The sequence below is a fragment of the Pinirhizobacter sp. genome (genome assembly GCF_036499745.1).
Taxonomy (GTDB): domain Bacteria; phylum Pseudomonadota; class Gammaproteobacteria; order Xanthomonadales; family Rhodanobacteraceae; genus Pinirhizobacter.
The window spans coordinates 1-14,147 of sequence record NZ_DASYDG010000042.1 but is presented as its reverse complement, the minus strand read 5'-3'; the positions used below and the strand labels follow the sequence as shown (position 1 = coordinate 14,147).

The window sequence follows — 14,147 nt, the reverse complement described above, 5'->3', positions numbered from 1 at the left end:
CGCGACGAGGCAGTGGAGGGGTGTGCTGTCGTCTCGGACATTCCCTTACCCTTACCCGAGGGAATGCCTCTTGTTCATGAAGCTGGCCAGTCTCGCCAGGATCTTGTCGAACTGACGCTCATCAAGCTCTGCATCCGGCGCGGCAACATAATATCTGTCCACTTCCTTTTGAAACTCCGTCGGATCGGAGCGTGACGGCATCAGCTCAGGCTTGAGCACGAAGATATTCTTGCATTCGCGCGTCATCATTGTGTTTATCTTAGAGCTTGAAACGTACGCTTCTTCTTTGAACGAACGTAGTCTAGACGTGCCCTCAAGCCGCTGTTTCAGACTATCGGTCGTGAAGGGCTGTCTGGAATTGGACGCATCGGAGTGGCGTGTAGTTGTGTAGAGCGAAAAGCGCGCCTCGAGCCTTGCCATTTCATGTAGGTATTCGTCTGATTTGCGTACGGTGACTACGGCAGCATGCAGTGCCTGCAGTGGGGCCCTTGGGGGTGCCTCCTCACTCGAAGCAACTGAGTAAGGCTTATCGAGTCCATAACGATGCACGCCGCGCGAAACAACGGTCGCGGCGTAGGGATCGTCACTGTCATCTTTCCAGGTGGCCGCCGTTTGCAGCAAGCAGTCGATAACCAACCTGGCAGGCTCAAAGGAACGAGCCGTGTGCGAACTCAGGCAGGCTCGCATCCGAATTGCCCCGTTGTCTTCCCATAGGGCATTGAGTTTCGTTTGCAGCCCCCCGTCATGCCGGAACGGAACGGGGGCGGCCGCCACGTTGGAGACGCCGCTCAATGCCGCCAAGCCGATAACGGCCGCCCGTGGAATCGAGCTGGCTATTTCGCCGATGGAGAGTAACTTCATTATTTTCAATCCTTTTGTTGTCAGGGCATTCCATGGCACGATTATTTGACCCAACCTGTGTTTCCGGGCCGTCTTGGGATCATGTGCGTCAAACCGTTCGAAGGCCGTACTCCTCGTTCATGTGCTGGGCCACCAGCGACAGTAGGACGCGAAACTGAAGGTTGTTCATTGCGGCATCCTCGGCTACGAAAAACTTGCCGACGCTCTGTCTAAAGGCTCTGCGATCAGATCGTGAACGCACAGTCGTATGCGTCGGTCGCGCGCACCGTGGCACCGGCCTGTTGCCGGGCGCGAGATTTCGGCCCTTCCACAGGTGGCGCCAAGGGGGCTGAAGACAGTCGATGGTGGGCCGCGCTACGCGATACCACTTCGGCGGCGTAAGGATCGTCGCTGTGCTTCTTCCAGTTTGCTGTGCCACGAAACAAGCATTCAACAATGGCTCGACCAGGTTCAATACGCTGAACCCATGGTTCGCTCAGGCACGCTTGCACTGGCTGCCGGCATGGAGAGGCCTCTCTTCGCTGGGGATACAGACGAAGATTAGCCATCGGCGTGCTTAACAACCAACATAAAGCGCCTGTCAGCAGGCGCTAAATGGGTCAATCCCCGCCGTCTTTCGGCTTGGTCCGGTACGACTCGGCCTGCACCGCGATGTGCTCAGGTTCCGGCGTGTCCAGCCGCAAGGCTGTAAGGTGGCCTCCCCAGACGCAGCCGGTGTCGATGCACCACACGCCCAGGCCTGCGAAGCGACCCAGCGACGACCAGTGTCCGCATACGATGCGAGTCTCGCGCTTCTTCATGCCCGGGACTTCGAACCATGGATACATGCCGGGTTTCTGCGTGCCGGGCGTACCCTTGCTCTCGAAATCGATGCGGCCGCTGACATCGCAGTAACGCATGCGGGTGAAGGTGTTGATGGCTGCGCGATGACGGTCGACACCTTGCAGCCGGTTTCCCCAACCGGCCGGGCGATTGCCGAACAGATTGCGCAGCAGGCGGCCGTGGCGCGGACTGCCCAGTTCGCGTTCGACATCCATGGCCACGCGTTGAGCCTGCCGTAGTGTCCAGGAGGGCGCCAGGCCGGCGTGCAGCATCGTCCAGCCCAGGCTTTCGTCGTGATGAAGAAGCTTCTGTGTGCGCAGCCATTCCAGCAGCACGCCGGCATCCTCGGCGAACAGCACTTCGCGCAGTTCCGGATTTACCCGGGCTTTTGCATCGTCGCGACGTTGGCCGATGGCCAGCAGGCTGAGGTCGTGGTTGCCCAGGGTGATGATGGATGAGTCGCGAAGCGAATGAATCAGCCGCAAGGTGGCCAGCGATTCGCCGCCACGGTTGACCAGGTCGCCGCAAAACCAGAGTTTGTCGGCGGCCGGATCGAACTTGAGTTTCTCCAGCATTCTCTGGAGCTCGGGGTAGCAGCCCTGGACATCCCCGATCGCGTAAACCGCCATCGCGCCGGGCCTAGTGCAGCGTGCGCGGGATGGACAGGACGAATCGCGGGATGGTCGCCTCGAACTCCATGCCGTCGTCCGTGATCATCTCGTAGCTGCCGTGCATGGTGCCCACGGCGGTTTCCAGGATGGCGCCCGAGGTGTACTGGTAGCGTTCGCCGGGTTTCATCCACGGCTGCTCGCCGACCACGCCGTCGCCGTGGACCTCCTCTACCTTGCCGTTGGCGTCGGTGATCACCCAGTGGCGCGTAAGCAGCCGTGCGGGGCGCTTGCCCGCGTTGCGCAGGGTTACCGTATAGGCAAAGACATAGCGGCCGTCAGCGGGCTTGGAGTGATCGGCATCGAAACGACTGGTAACGTCGATGTCGATAGCGTTGGCGGACTTCTCGTTCATGGGTCGATTGTCCGGGAGGGCCGTCATTGCAGCAAGCGCCGTGTGTGCAGGATGTGCCTGCGTTCAGGCCCGTTGCCGGGCATAGGTTTCCGCCAGGGCGACGAATTGGCCGGGTGAGAGCGTTTCAGCACGGGCGCGCGGATCGATGCCGCAACCGATGATCCCCGCTTCGTCCACCAGGCCCTTGAGTGTGTTCGATAAAGTTTTCCGCCGCATGCCGAAGGCTGCCTTCACCACGCGGTCGATCGCCTCGGGCGCAACCCTGGGAAGCATGTCCTGGGGCAGCGGCACCAGGCGCACCACGGCCGAATCCACTTTGGGCGGAGGCCGGAAGGCGCCGGGTGGCACCACGAACAGCGATTCCACCCGGCACGCCAGCTGCAGCATCACGCTCAGGCGCCCATAGACCTTGCTGCCGGGATCGGCCGCCATGCGGTCCACCACTTCCTTCTGCAACATGAAATGCATGTCCTGGATCACGCCGGCGTGATCCAGGCAATGGAACAGGATGGGGCTGGAAATGTAATAGGGCAGGTTGCCGGCGATGCGCAGCCGGGGCACGCCCATGTCCTGCGCCATGCGGGTGAAATCCACTTTCAATACATCCTGGTGGACAATGCGCAGCTCGCCGATTTTGTCAGCGCGGGTCTGCAGCGCGGGGATCAGGTCGGTGTCGAGTTCCACCGCCGTCATCTTCCGCGCCACGGCCAGTAGCGGCAGGGTGAGCGCGCCCTCACCGGGGCCGATTTCAACCACGGTGTCGCTGTCTTGCGGCGAGATCGCCGACACGATGGAATCGATGTAACGCTTCTCGTGCAGGAAATGCTGGCCGAAACTTTTCTTGGGTTTGGCGCTCATGCGCGCACGCCGCGGTGGGCAAGGTCCAGCGCCATGCTGGCCGCGGCGATCAGGCTGGCCGGGCTGGCACGGCCGCTGCCGGCCAGGTCCAGCGCGGTGCCGTGGTCCACCGAGGTACGGACGAAAGGCAGCCCCAGGGTGATATTCACCGTGCGGTCGAAGGCTTCGCTCTTGAGCACCGGTAGCGCCTGGTCGTGGTACATCGCCAGCACCGCATCGTAACTGGCGCGTTGCGCGGGCACGAACGCGGTGTCGGCGGGGATCGGTCCGAGCAGGGCCATGCCTTGTCCACGCAGACGTGCAAGCAAGGGCTCGATATGCTCGATTTCCTCGCGGCCCAGATGGCCCGCCTCACCGGCGTGGGGGTTAAGGCCCAGCACCGCGATGCGCGGGTGTGCCAGGCCGAATTGTTCGCGCAAGGCGCGGTCGACGATGCGTAACACCCGTTCGAGCAACACTTCGGTGACCGCCGCCGGCACCGCCGACAAAGGCAGATGGGTGGTGGCGAGCGTTACCCGCAGTTCGGGGCTCGCCAGCATCATCACCACCTCGCAGGCGGCGCGTTCGGCGAAGAATTCGGTGTGGCCGCGGAATGGGATGCCGGCATCGTTGATGGTGGCCTTCTGGACGGGGCCCGTGACCACCCCGGCAAAACTGCCATCCATGCAGCCATCGGCAGCCAGCGATAGCGTACTGAGCACGTAGCCGGCATTGGCCGGATCGGGCTGCCCGGGCCGCGCGGCGATGGCCAGGGGCACATGGCGGATCCGCATCGAGCCCGGCGCGCGGCGACGGCGTGGCTTGCCGTCGTCGTCCTCGAGCGCCAGCAGCAGGCCGGTGGGCCCGGCGGCGTCCAGCAGGAGTTCACGGTCGCCGATCACGACAAAATCGGCCGCAAGGGAGCTTGCAGCCAGATGGGCGATCAGTTCAGGGCCGACCCCGGCCGGTTCGCCGGGTGTGACGGCGAGCCGGGGCAGCGCGCTAGGCATCGTGCGTTACGAGTTGGTCTTCGGCGGCGCGACGGCGTTGCCGTTGGCGTCGATGTCCTTCAGCGCCGGGTCGACGATTTCCACGTACGAGGTGGAACGCAGTTCGCGCAGGTAGTCGTCGTAAGCCTGCTCGGCCTTGCGGTTGCCAATGGCCTGGCGGGCCTGGTCACGGGCCATCTGGTCGGTGCGGTCGGCGTCACGCGTACCCAGGCGCTGCAACACGATCCAGCCGGCGTCGGTCTGGAAGGGCTTGGATACCTCGTTGTCTTTGAGCTGGGTGATCTGGCTGGCTATTGCCTGGCCCCAGGCCTGCGGCGCGAACCAGCCCATGTCGCCGCCATTGTTGGCGGTGGTCTCGTCCTTTGAATCGGTCTTGGCGACGGCGGCGAAGTCTTCCTTCTTGGCCGTCACGCGCTGGTAGATCGTGTCGGCCTTGGCTTCGGCCTGGGCCATGGTGACGATCTCGGACGGTTTGATCAGGATCTGGCGCGCGTGGTACTCGGTGACCATCTGCTTCTGTGGCGCACGCTGCTCCACCAGTTTCAGGATATGGAAGCCGGTGGGACCGCGCAGCGCCGGCGACACGTCGCCCGGCTTCATGTTGATGATGGCATCGGCGAATGCCGGCGGCACTTCATCCATGCGTCGGAAACCGAGGTCACCGCCCTCAAGGGCGTCCTGGGCATCGGAATAACGGATGGCGGCGGCGTTGAAATCCATGCCGCCCTTGATGGCGTTCTCGGCGGCCTCGGCCTTGGCCTGGGCCGCGGCGATGTCACTGGCACCGCCACCGCTTGGCACGCTGATCTGGATATGCGCAAGGTGTACTTCGCCCGCCTTGTAGGTTGGGCTGGCAAGCAGGTTGTTCACTTCTGAATCGGTAACGTTCACCGAATCACGCACCACGCTTTCATGCAGGCGCTGGGCGGTGATCTGCTCGGAAATCTGCTGGCGGAAACCGGCATAGCTGAAGCCGTCCTGGGCCACGGCTCCGCGCAGCTGGTCGACAGTCATCTTGTTCTGCTGGGCCACGTTGTTGATGGCCTGGTCGACGTCGCTGTCGGCCACCTTGATGCCCTGGTCCTGGGCGCGCTGCACCTGCAGGCGGGTAAGTACCAGACGCTCAAGCACCTGGCGGCGCAGCACGTTTTCCGGCGGCAACTGCTGCGGGTTCGAAGCGTACTGCTGCTGTACCGAGTGCACGGCGGCATCCAGTTCGCTCTGCAGGATGACGTCTTCCTCGACCACCGCCACGATCTTGTCGAGCGGGCGGTTCGGATCGTTCATTTCCGACGACTGCCCGGCACCCGCGCTGGGAAGGAGCTGGGCCTGGGCCTGGGGCGCCAGGGCCATGGCGAACGCAAGCGCGAGGAGGGCGGGGGTCTGCTTCATCGAATGTTTTGCCTGGCGCCGCTTGCGGCGCGCGTTAAGTGTTTTATTGATATCCAAGGATATCACGATGCAGGAGGGTATCGATTTGCGGGCTGGTCGTACCCAAGCCCTTGAATTCAACCTCGAACATGATCGAATTCCGGGTGGTCGCGGGCCCAAGGATCGGCCCGGTGACACCCGGATTGATGCTGCTTACATAGTGACGGCCGATCAGGCGCAATTTCGTACAGCAGTTTTCATATTCCACGCCGGCGAGGGCTTCGAGCGTGCGCTCGTCAAGCCGCGACCAGACCCAACGCCCCAACACCCGCCAGCGGTCCGAAATCGGATAGACCGCGGAGGTATCGAATTGTTCAATGTAGGCGACATCCTGGTTCGGCGCCTGTCGGCGGTAGCGATAGCCGAAATTGATGATGCCGTCGGTGCCCAACCGGTGCTGGATCGAGAACGTGCCCAGGTCCGAGCGGCGGTAGCGCGGATTCCATTGATAGCTCGATGCTGCCTTCCAGTCGTCGTTGAGCTGGATGGTGGCCTGGGCGACGTAATCTGAGGTGTAGTAGTCGGTCGGCGCCGGCTGCTTGACGGTGATACTGCCGTCGGCGTTCTTCTGGAGGGTCTGGTAGGACGCTTGCACGCGCTGTTCGCCGTCCAGGTACTGGATCTGGCCAAGGCTCGCGGAAAAACGTTCCACGCCATTGTCATCGAGCAGCCGTGTGGTGATCGCGGCGGTGAGGTTGTTGGCATCCATCTGGCGGTCGGCGCCGGAGAATTCGTTCTCCGAGAACAGCTGCCAATAGTCGAATGACATCAGGCTGGTGTCGAACAGTGGCAACCCGCCCTGGTTGCGGTAGGGCACGTACAGGTAGTACAGCCGGGGCTCGAGGGTTTGCGTGAAGCTATTGCCGAAATAGTTCGCATCGCGGTCGAAAATCAGGCCCGAGTCGAGGCTGGCGATCGGCAGCGCGCGCGATGGATTGCGGTCGTTGAAGATCTTTGGGAAGCCGTTGTATTGCGGGTCGAAGCTTGAATACTTCTGGTAATTGGCGTCGTCGAGAATCTGGTAACCGGTATAGCGATAGCCGACTTTCGGCCGCACGAACCAGCTGGCGCCCTGGAAGTCGGCCTTCAGGTAGGGGTAGAGGTCCAGGCGATTGCCTTCGACCTGCGTGGACGACAGGTCGGTCTTGCGGAATGCCACCGCTTCGTTGTTCATGCCGAACTCGAGCCAGCGCTCGATCGGGATGTCCAGGTTGAACGTGGCGCGGGGCCAGCGTTTGTAGGGCACCACATAATCGGGCAGGTAGGCGTCCACGTTCTGGTACAGGTCGGCACCGAAGCTACCCGACCAATACTTGCCGCCGCCATAGATGTACGCGTTCGACGAAAGTATGCCGATCGACGAGTTGTACAGGTCATTGGCGAAGTCGTGGAAATAGGCGCGATCGGATGCACGGTTGATCGAGGTGCCGAACGACCAGCCCGGGAACAGGGAGGTGGAATCGACGAATTTGTACAGGTAACGCGTGCCCCCATCGATGCGATCGTTGGGCAGATACTGGAAGTCGAACGCGCCGCGGTTCCTGGGGGTGAGGTAGCGGAACTCACCGCCGAGCATCGCACCGCGGCGCGCATAGATCGTTGGTGTCAGCGTAGCGTCGTAGTTCGGCGCCAGGTTGAAGTAGTAGGGCGCGGCGATGTAATAGCCCGACTGCTTGTTGCTGCCGAACGTGGGGAACAGCCAGCCGCTCTTGCGACGGTTGTCCACCGGGAAGGTGAAATATGGCAGGTACAGGAACGGGATGTTCTTGTAGCGCATGGTGGCGCTGCGGGCCACGCCCACGCCCGTATCCTTGTTGATGGTGATCGTCTTGCCGCGGAATTCCCACACGTGCTTGCCCAGGTCGCACGTGGAGTACGACGCGGTGCTGTACACGCTGTGCTGCTTGTCCAGCATGTTGGCGTGCACGGCGGTGCCATTGCCATGCGACTGCAGCAGCTGGTAGGTAACGTTGTCGGCCTGGACGTGGTTGGTCTCGTTCACACCCCAGATGTGGTCGGCCTGCAGCAGGGTGCCCGCTTCCTGGTAGCGCACGTCGCCCACCGCGTCGTATGCCGTGGTGTCGTCGTTATAGGTGGCGTTGTCGGCCAGGATCATCTGGTCGTAGCGGACGATCTTCACGTTGCCGTTGAAGCGGTACATCGTCTGGTTGGAGCTGTCGACCGACGCCGCCGTGGGATAGGTGATCGCCGTCTCGCGGCCAGTGGTGTCCTGCGGCAGGGTGGGGTCGTAGAAGCCGAGCATGGCGTTGGGACGGCACTGCGCGTAGCTCACCGGCTTGGTCGGGCACATGAACGAGCCCAGCGCGCACACCGGGGTGGGCGGCGGGGCGTTCCAGTCTTTGGGCGTGTGCGGGGCGGGCGCGGGCACGGCTTCCTGGGCCTGGCTGGCCCCCGCGGCACCGAAAAGGAATACCGAGGCGGCGATCGCCAGGAGGCGGCGGGGCGGCAGGGTGCGGAGGCTTGTCGGCACGGGCGCAGTCTGTCTGACGAAAGGCGGCCAAGTTAGCAGAAAACCCCTCCCCCTAGGTCGATGGCGTGCCTTCAGGCGCTGCCTTTGCGACGCCTTTCGTGCTGCCAGAGTACCTCGCCATGGCCGCTGGCGCGGGCCATCACGCGGCAGAGGACGAAAAGGAGGTCGGAGAGCCTGTTCAGGTAGCGCTGGGCCTGGGGACGAATGTCCTCGACCCGGGAAAGGGCAACCACATCGCGTTCGGCACGGCGGCACACGGTGCGGGCCAGATGGCCGGTGGCCGCGGCCATGCCGCCGCCGGGCAGGATGAAATCCTTCAGGGCGGGAAGATCGGCGTTGAAGTGATCCAGCACCTGTTCCAGGCGGTCGATGTCCGCGTCGTGGATCATCGCCATACCGGGGATGCAAAGCTCACCCCCCAGGTCGAACAATTCATGCTGCACCTGCACCAGGGCTTCGGCGATATCCGCCGGCACGCCCTCGATGGCAAGCACCATGCCGATCGTGCTGTTGAGCTCATCCACCGTGCCGTACGCGGTGACACGCAGTGAATCCTTGCCCGTGCGCGAACCGTCGCCCAGGCCCGTGCTGCCGTCGTCGCCGGTGCGGGTGTAGATCTTCGAAAGGCGGTTGCCCACGGGTGCTTAGTGGGCGAGGCGGCCGTGGTCGCGGTGTAGCCGGGCCACCAGCTGCACCACCAGTACGTGAAGCACGGCGCCGATGGCCACATAGATGGCGGCGGTACGCAGGTACGGCAGGTACCAGTCGGCCAGGTTCACGCCCCAGGCGCCAAGGCTGCGCGGCTGCGGAACGGAATCGCTTAGCCAGTAGAAGCTGCCGTTGGAGACCAGGTAGCAGGTGCTTGCGGCAACGAAAAGGCTTGCCGCCAGCAGGCCCAGGCTACGCAGTTCCAGCCGGCTGCCGTGGCGGGCCAGCCAGCTGCCACCCAGCCACATGCTGAAATAGGCCGGCACCAGGCACCAATAGGCCACCGAAACGCAGTAATGATCGAAGAAGCTGATGCCCTGCCCGCGGATGACGAAGAAATCGACCAGCACGGCTTCGGCCATCAGCAGCGGAAAGGCCCAGCGTGCCGAGCCCCGCAACCAGAAACCGCCGAGGAAGAACACCGCCCAGCTGGCGTCAGGCAGGGCGCCGAAGTGGTTCACGCGGGTGGCGGCCATCACGATGGCAAGCAGCGCGAAAATGCCGGTGCGCTGTACGTGCGTCAAAGCCATGGGGTCGACTCCACTTCGAAAGATTCAGTTGGGCAACCACCATTCTAGCACTGACAGGCCGCCGGACCTGCCCAACGCGTATCATCGGCGGATGACCGACGCGCACCCCATCCTTATCGTCGGCGGTGGCCTGGTTGGCGCCAGCCTCGCCATCGCGCTGGACGCTGCCGGCCGCGACGCCATCCTGGTGGAAGCCAGCGCGCCGCGTGCTCCTGCACCGGCCGGCCCCGGCGACCGCAACCTTGCATTGGCACGGGCCACGGTAAACGGCCTCATCGCCATCGACGCCTGGGAACACGCCCGCACCGCGGCCACCGCCATCTCCGACATCCACGTGACCCGGGCGGGCGACTTCGGCAGCGTGCGGTTATCAGCCCGAGCCGCCGGTGTTGACGCCATGGGCTGGACCTTGCCCGCGCCCGCGCTGGGCGCGGCACTGGCGGCCCGGCTGGATCGCTGTACCCGGCTTCAACGGCTGGCGCCGGCACGCCTGGAGGCGCTCGAATATACCGGCGACGCCTGGCATGCGCGCCTGGCTACATCGAACGGTGCGCAGGATGTCCGCGCGGCCCTGCTGGTCGGCGCCGACGGCACCGATTCCTTCGTGCGCACAAGCCTGGGTATCGGCACCGACGACATCGACTACCGGCAGTCGCTTTTCGTCGCGACCGCCGCTCCGGCGCGCGCCCACGGGCTGCGTGCCTTCGAGCGCTTCACCGACGATGGCCCGGTGGCGATCCTGCCGTTGGCGCAGGGCCGGGTGGGCATCATCGTTACCGTGGGCGCCGCCGATGCCGACCGTATCCAGGGGCTGGCGGACGACGATTTCCTCGCCGAGGTGCAGCGCCGTTTTGGCTGGCGCCTGGGCAAGCTCACCCGTCCGGGGCCGCGCTTCCGTCACGACATTCGCCGCGTGGCCGCGTCCGGCATCGTGGGGCCGCGGGCCGTGCTGGTGGGTAACGCCGCGCAGACCATCCACCCGATCGGCGCGCAGGGCTTCAACCTGGGCCTGCGCGACGCGCTCACCTTGGCCGAACTGACATCACCGGCGGTGGATCCCGGCGACGCCGGGCTGCTGGCCGCCTATGCCGAACGCCGACAAGCCGATCGCGACGCCACCATGGCGATGAGCCACGGCCTGGCAAGCCTTGCCTGCCTGCCCGAACCCGCCCTGGGTCCACTGCGTTCGCTGATGATGCTGGCCATGGGCACACCGCCGCTGCGTGCGGCGATGACGGCCCGCGGCATGGGCCTGCGCGCAGGTGCGCCCATCGCGGTGCGCGAGGGTCACGCATGAACACGCGCCGCAGTTCATCGCTGCTGGACGTCGCGGTGGTCGGTGGCGGCATGGTGGGTGCCGCGGCAGCCCTGGCCCTGGCGCGGGAGGGCTTTCATGTAAGCCTGTTGGAGGCTCGGGATCCCGCACCCTGGAACCCGGATGCCGAGGTTGATTTGCGCGTGGTCGGCCTGGCCGAGTCGTCGGTTTCCTTGCTGGAGGAACTCGGTGCCTGGGATGCCATCCGTGCCGCTCGTGCCAGCGCCTACCGGCACATGCATGTGTGGGATGAAACCACCGGAAGCGCCATCGACTTCGACGCCAGCGATCGCGGGTGGAAGGCGCTGGGCTGGATCGTCGAGAACAACCTGGTGCAGCAGGAACTCTTCCAGCGCCTGGCCGGCGCGGGGGTGACGGTACGCTGCCCGGCTACCGTGTCCGCGTGGCACGCCGACGCCGAACGCTCCACACTCACGCTCGACGACGGCAGCACCATGCACGCCCGCGTGGTGGTGGCCGCCGATGGCGGTGCGTCCCCCCTTCGCGGCATGGCCGGCATCGACGCCCGGGGTCGCGACTACGGCCAGCGCGCGGTGGTGGCCCATGTGTCGCACGAACGTCCGCACCAGGCCACCGCCTGGCAACGTTTCCTGCGCGGCGGTCCACTGGCCTTGCTGCCGCTGGCCGATGGCCGCAGTTCCATCGTCTGGTCGCTGCCCGAGGCGGAGGCTGCAAGGATCCTTTCCTTAAGCGACGTCGATTTCATGCGTGAGCTTGGCGCGGCGAGCGATTTCCGCCTGGGGCCCATCCTTGCCACCAGCAAGCGCGCGGCCTTTCCGTTACGCATGCAACTGGCCGCGCGCTACCAGGCCGAGCGTTTCGTGCTGCTGGGCGACGCCGCCCATACCGTGCATCCACTGGCAGGACAAGGCGTGAACATCGGCTTGCGTGACGTTGCGGAACTGCGCGACACACTGCTCCAAGCGCGTGCGCGCGGTGCGGACATCGGCGCCACCCATGTGCTGCGCCGTTACGCCCGCCGTCGCCGCAGCGCCGACCAGATCGATGCCCTGTCCTTCGATGCGCTTGCACGGATCTATGCCGTGCAATGGCCACCCGTGGCCGCCGCGCGCGCACTGGGCGTGGCCACGCTCAACAGGGTCGCGCCATTGAAGAATCTGCTCATCGCCCACGCCAGTGGGCGATGAGCCATCCAAAGTCCACCAAGGGAGAAGCGTCCATGCGTATGAGGCTATGGTTGTTCGGAAGCATCGTGTTCGCCATCGCGGGCGTCGCGCAGGCGTCGATGGTCGCAAAGCCGGTGAGCTGGACGCAGGACGGCAAGACCTTCGACAGCGTGCTGGTGTACGACGATGCGGTGAAAACGCCGCGTCCGGGGTTGGTGATGGTGCCCAACTGGTACGGCGTGAACGACATGGCCATCGCCAAGGCCAAGATGATCGCCGGCAAGGATTACGTGATCCTGCTCACCGACATGTACGGCAAGGGTGTGCGTCCCACCAACGATGACGAAGCGGGCGCGGCGACCAAACCCTTCTACGCCGATCGCTCCTTGATGAAGAAGCACGTGACCAAGGCGCTTGAGGAACTCAAGGCCCAGGTGGGCAAGGCGCCGATCGACGGCTCGCGTCTGGCGGCCATCGGTTTCTGCTTCGGCGGCTCGGCCGTGCTCGACCTCGTGCGCAGTGGCGCGGACATCGCCTCGGTAGTGACCTTCCACGGCATCCTGTCCACCGACGATGCCAGCCAGGCGAAGAACATCAAGGCCAAGGTACTGGTGTTGAACGGTGCCGACGATGCCTACGTGCCGAACGACCAGAAGGCTGCCTTCGAGAAGGAAATGCGTGATGCCAAGGTCGACTGGACCTTAGTGGACTACGGCAACACCGTGCACTGCTTCACCGAGAAGGAAGCCGCCGGCAAGCCGGGCAATTGCCGCTACGACGAAGGCACGGCGACACGCGCCTATGCCCAGATGCACCAGTTCATCACGGCGGGCTTCAAGAAGTAAGTACGTTTAGCCGCCAGGAAAGCTGGCAGCAGGTGACGGGCGCGGATTAGCGCGCCTTGTCGCCTGCCACCGCGCGCAGCAGTTCGCCCTCGGTGTCCTGGCTTTGCTCCCAGTACATCACTCCGCCCAGGTGCATATTCCTGACGAAGGCCACCTTGGCCGCGATCGATTGGGGATCGTCGTAGGTGATGAAGCTGCGTGTGTCGGCGTTCCACAGATACGGTGCCTGGGCATCGGCATCCCAGTAGCGTTTGAAGCCGTTCCTGTCGATGTACCGGGCTTTCAGTTCCGGCCAGGGATGCTCCCCGCCGTACTTGCCGTAGCTTTGGTACACGCCATTGGCCACGGGCTTTACATCATTGAACTGACGGGCATAGAACGCCGCGCCGATGAACAGCTTCGAGGCGGGCACACCTGCCGCCAGGAATTGCGCCACGGCGCGGTCGCCGGTACGAGCGTCGGCCGGGGCCAGCACCGATGGATGCAGTCCGCTGTGGTGGCCGGTGGTCGGCGTGAGCGAATTGACGAAGTCGTACGTCATCAGGTTGAACCAGTCCAGGTAGCGGTTCGCCGCCGGGATGTCCACACCGTCGACGAAGGCGCCGTCGGCGACCGCGGCGCTTAAGCTGTGATGGCCGGGCAAGGCATCGAGCGCCTTGCGCGTGGCTGCCAACAGCAGCGGGAAGTTCACTCGGTCGGCCGGGCTGCTGGCGATGCCTGATTCCCCATGACCGGGATATTCCCAGTCGACGTCCAGGCCGTCGGCATGGTGCTCTGCCAGAAGGCGCGCGGCACTGCTGGCGAAGCGCTCCCTGCCTTCCTGCGAGGACGCCGCCTGCGAGAACCCGTCGGCTGTCCAGCCGCCGACGGAAATCACCACGCGAAGCGAAGGATTGGCCTGCTTCAGCGCCACCACCCGCGCCAACGAGGCAGCGGCATCCGGACGAAGCACCACAGCGTCGTGGTCGACGTGGGCGAAGGCGTAGATCAGGGTATCGATGCGCGAGGCGTCGATGCGATCGGTGTGTTCGGTGTTGCTGATGTAACCGACCACGCGGTAGCCGCGCGTGGGTGCCGCGCATCCGGCCAGCGCGATGCAGGCCAACAGGCCCAGGCTGGTGAAGAA

Annotated in this window: 13 protein-coding genes; 3 read left to right on the top strand and 10 right to left on the bottom strand. The window is 64.4% G+C overall.

Annotated elements, in window-relative coordinates; genetic code table 11:
* Nucleotides 1–51: 51 nt before the first annotated feature.
* The 9 genes from VGM61_RS14775 to VGM61_RS14735 all read right to left on the bottom strand — a co-directional run bounded on the left by VGM61_RS14775 (nucleotide 52) and on the right by VGM61_RS14735 (nucleotide 9,713).
* Nucleotides 52–861, bottom strand: coding sequence for a hypothetical protein (locus tag VGM61_RS14775; RefSeq protein ID WP_331523603.1), 810 nt, complete (start codon nucleotides 859–861; stop codon nucleotides 52–54).
* Nucleotides 862–1,460: 599 nt separating this feature from the next.
* On the bottom strand, nucleotides 1,461–2,312 hold the full coding sequence (locus tag VGM61_RS14770; protein WP_331523601.1) for a symmetrical bis(5'-nucleosyl)-tetraphosphatase: 852 nt from the start codon (nucleotides 2,310–2,312) through the stop codon (nucleotides 1,461–1,463).
* Between the two features lie 10 nt (nucleotides 2,313–2,322).
* Complete coding sequence (gene apaG, locus VGM61_RS14765) at nucleotides 2,323–2,706, bottom strand: Co2+/Mg2+ efflux protein ApaG (RefSeq protein ID WP_331523600.1); 384 nt, start codon at nucleotides 2,704–2,706, stop codon at nucleotides 2,323–2,325.
* Between the two features lie 63 nt (nucleotides 2,707–2,769).
* Nucleotides 2,770–3,564, bottom strand: coding sequence for a 16S rRNA (adenine(1518)-N(6)/adenine(1519)-N(6))-dimethyltransferase RsmA (rsmA, locus tag VGM61_RS14760; RefSeq protein ID WP_331523599.1), 795 nt, complete (start codon nucleotides 3,562–3,564; stop codon nucleotides 2,770–2,772).
* Complete coding sequence (pdxA, locus tag VGM61_RS14755) at nucleotides 3,561–4,553, bottom strand: 4-hydroxythreonine-4-phosphate dehydrogenase PdxA (RefSeq protein ID WP_331523598.1); 993 nt, start codon at nucleotides 4,551–4,553, stop codon at nucleotides 3,561–3,563. Before pdxA ends, rsmA begins: the two co-directional genes overlap by 4 nt.
* 6 nt (nucleotides 4,554–4,559) lie before the next feature.
* Nucleotides 4,560–5,945: a peptidylprolyl isomerase gene (locus tag VGM61_RS14750; protein ID WP_331523597.1), complete on the bottom strand. Its 1,386-nt coding sequence runs from the start codon at nucleotides 5,943–5,945 to the stop codon at nucleotides 4,560–4,562.
* A gap of 43 nt (nucleotides 5,946–5,988) precedes the next feature.
* On the bottom strand, nucleotides 5,989–8,475 hold the full coding sequence (locus VGM61_RS14745) for an LPS-assembly protein LptD (protein ID WP_331523596.1): 2,487 nt from the start codon (nucleotides 8,473–8,475) through the stop codon (nucleotides 5,989–5,991).
* Nucleotides 8,476–8,546: 71 nt separating this feature from the next.
* Nucleotides 8,547–9,113, bottom strand: coding sequence for a cob(I)yrinic acid a,c-diamide adenosyltransferase (locus VGM61_RS14740; protein WP_331523594.1), 567 nt, complete (start codon nucleotides 9,111–9,113; stop codon nucleotides 8,547–8,549).
* A gap of 6 nt (nucleotides 9,114–9,119) precedes the next feature.
* Complete coding sequence (locus VGM61_RS14735) at nucleotides 9,120–9,713, bottom strand: hypothetical protein (protein ID WP_331523593.1); 594 nt, start codon at nucleotides 9,711–9,713, stop codon at nucleotides 9,120–9,122.
* 91 nt (nucleotides 9,714–9,804) lie between these two features.
* Here VGM61_RS14735 and VGM61_RS14730 point away from each other — a divergent pair, with 91 nt between their 5' ends.
* From VGM61_RS14730 to VGM61_RS14720, 3 genes are read left to right on the top strand one after another with little or no spacing between them, the layout of a single operon-like run.
* The gene (locus VGM61_RS14730) at nucleotides 9,805–11,010 is read left to right on the top strand and encodes an FAD-dependent monooxygenase (RefSeq protein ID WP_331523592.1); all 1,206 of its coding nucleotides are present in this window, start codon (nucleotides 9,805–9,807) and stop codon (nucleotides 11,008–11,010) included.
* Complete coding sequence (locus VGM61_RS14725) at nucleotides 11,007–12,197, top strand: UbiH/UbiF/VisC/COQ6 family ubiquinone biosynthesis hydroxylase (protein WP_331523591.1); 1,191 nt, start codon at nucleotides 11,007–11,009, stop codon at nucleotides 12,195–12,197. Before VGM61_RS14730 ends, VGM61_RS14725 begins: the two co-directional genes overlap by 4 nt.
* A 38-nt stretch (nucleotides 12,198–12,235) precedes the next feature.
* Nucleotides 12,236–13,021 carry a dienelactone hydrolase family protein gene (locus VGM61_RS14720; protein ID WP_414694893.1) on the top strand — a complete coding sequence of 262 codons (786 nt, stop codon included), beginning with the start codon at nucleotides 12,236–12,238 and terminating at the stop codon, nucleotides 13,019–13,021.
* Nucleotides 13,022–13,067: 46 nt separating this feature from the next.
* Here VGM61_RS14720 and VGM61_RS14715 read toward each other — a convergent pair.
* Nucleotides 13,068–14,147: glycoside hydrolase family 18 protein (locus VGM61_RS14715; protein ID WP_331523589.1), on the bottom strand; the 1,080-nt coding region annotated here is incomplete at its 5' end.

What these genes read in the sequence shown, in the direction of transcription:
- VGM61_RS14730 (WP_331523592.1), top strand. Translation starts at nt 9,805, where the DNA reads ATGACCGACGCGCACCCCATCCTTATCGTCGGCGGTGGCCTGGTTGGC.
- VGM61_RS14720 (WP_414694893.1), top strand. Translation starts at nt 12,236, where the DNA reads ATGAGGCTATGGTTGTTCGGAAGCATCGTGTTCGCCATCGCGGGCGTC.
- rsmA (WP_331523599.1), bottom strand. Translation starts at nt 3,564, where the DNA reads ATGAGCGCCAAACCCAAGAAAAGTTTCGGCCAGCATTTCCTGCACGAG.
- apaG (WP_331523600.1), bottom strand. Translation starts at nt 2,706, where the DNA reads ATGAACGAGAAGTCCGCCAACGCTATCGACATCGACGTTACCAGTCGT.
- pdxA (WP_331523598.1), bottom strand. Translation starts at nt 4,553, where the DNA reads ATGCCTAGCGCGCTGCCCCGGCTCGCCGTCACACCCGGCGAACCGGCC.
- VGM61_RS14770 (WP_331523601.1), bottom strand. Translation starts at nt 2,312, where the DNA reads ATGGCGGTTTACGCGATCGGGGATGTCCAGGGCTGCTACCCCGAGCTC.
- VGM61_RS14750 (WP_331523597.1), bottom strand. Translation starts at nt 5,945, where the DNA reads ATGAAGCAGACCCCCGCCCTCCTCGCGCTTGCGTTCGCCATGGCCCTG.
- VGM61_RS14725 (WP_331523591.1), top strand. Translation starts at nt 11,007, where the DNA reads ATGAACACGCGCCGCAGTTCATCGCTGCTGGACGTCGCGGTGGTCGGT.
- VGM61_RS14735 (WP_331523593.1), bottom strand. Translation starts at nt 9,713, where the DNA reads ATGGCTTTGACGCACGTACAGCGCACCGGCATTTTCGCGCTGCTTGCC.
- VGM61_RS14775 (WP_331523603.1), bottom strand. Translation starts at nt 861, where the DNA reads ATGAAGTTACTCTCCATCGGCGAAATAGCCAGCTCGATTCCACGGGCG.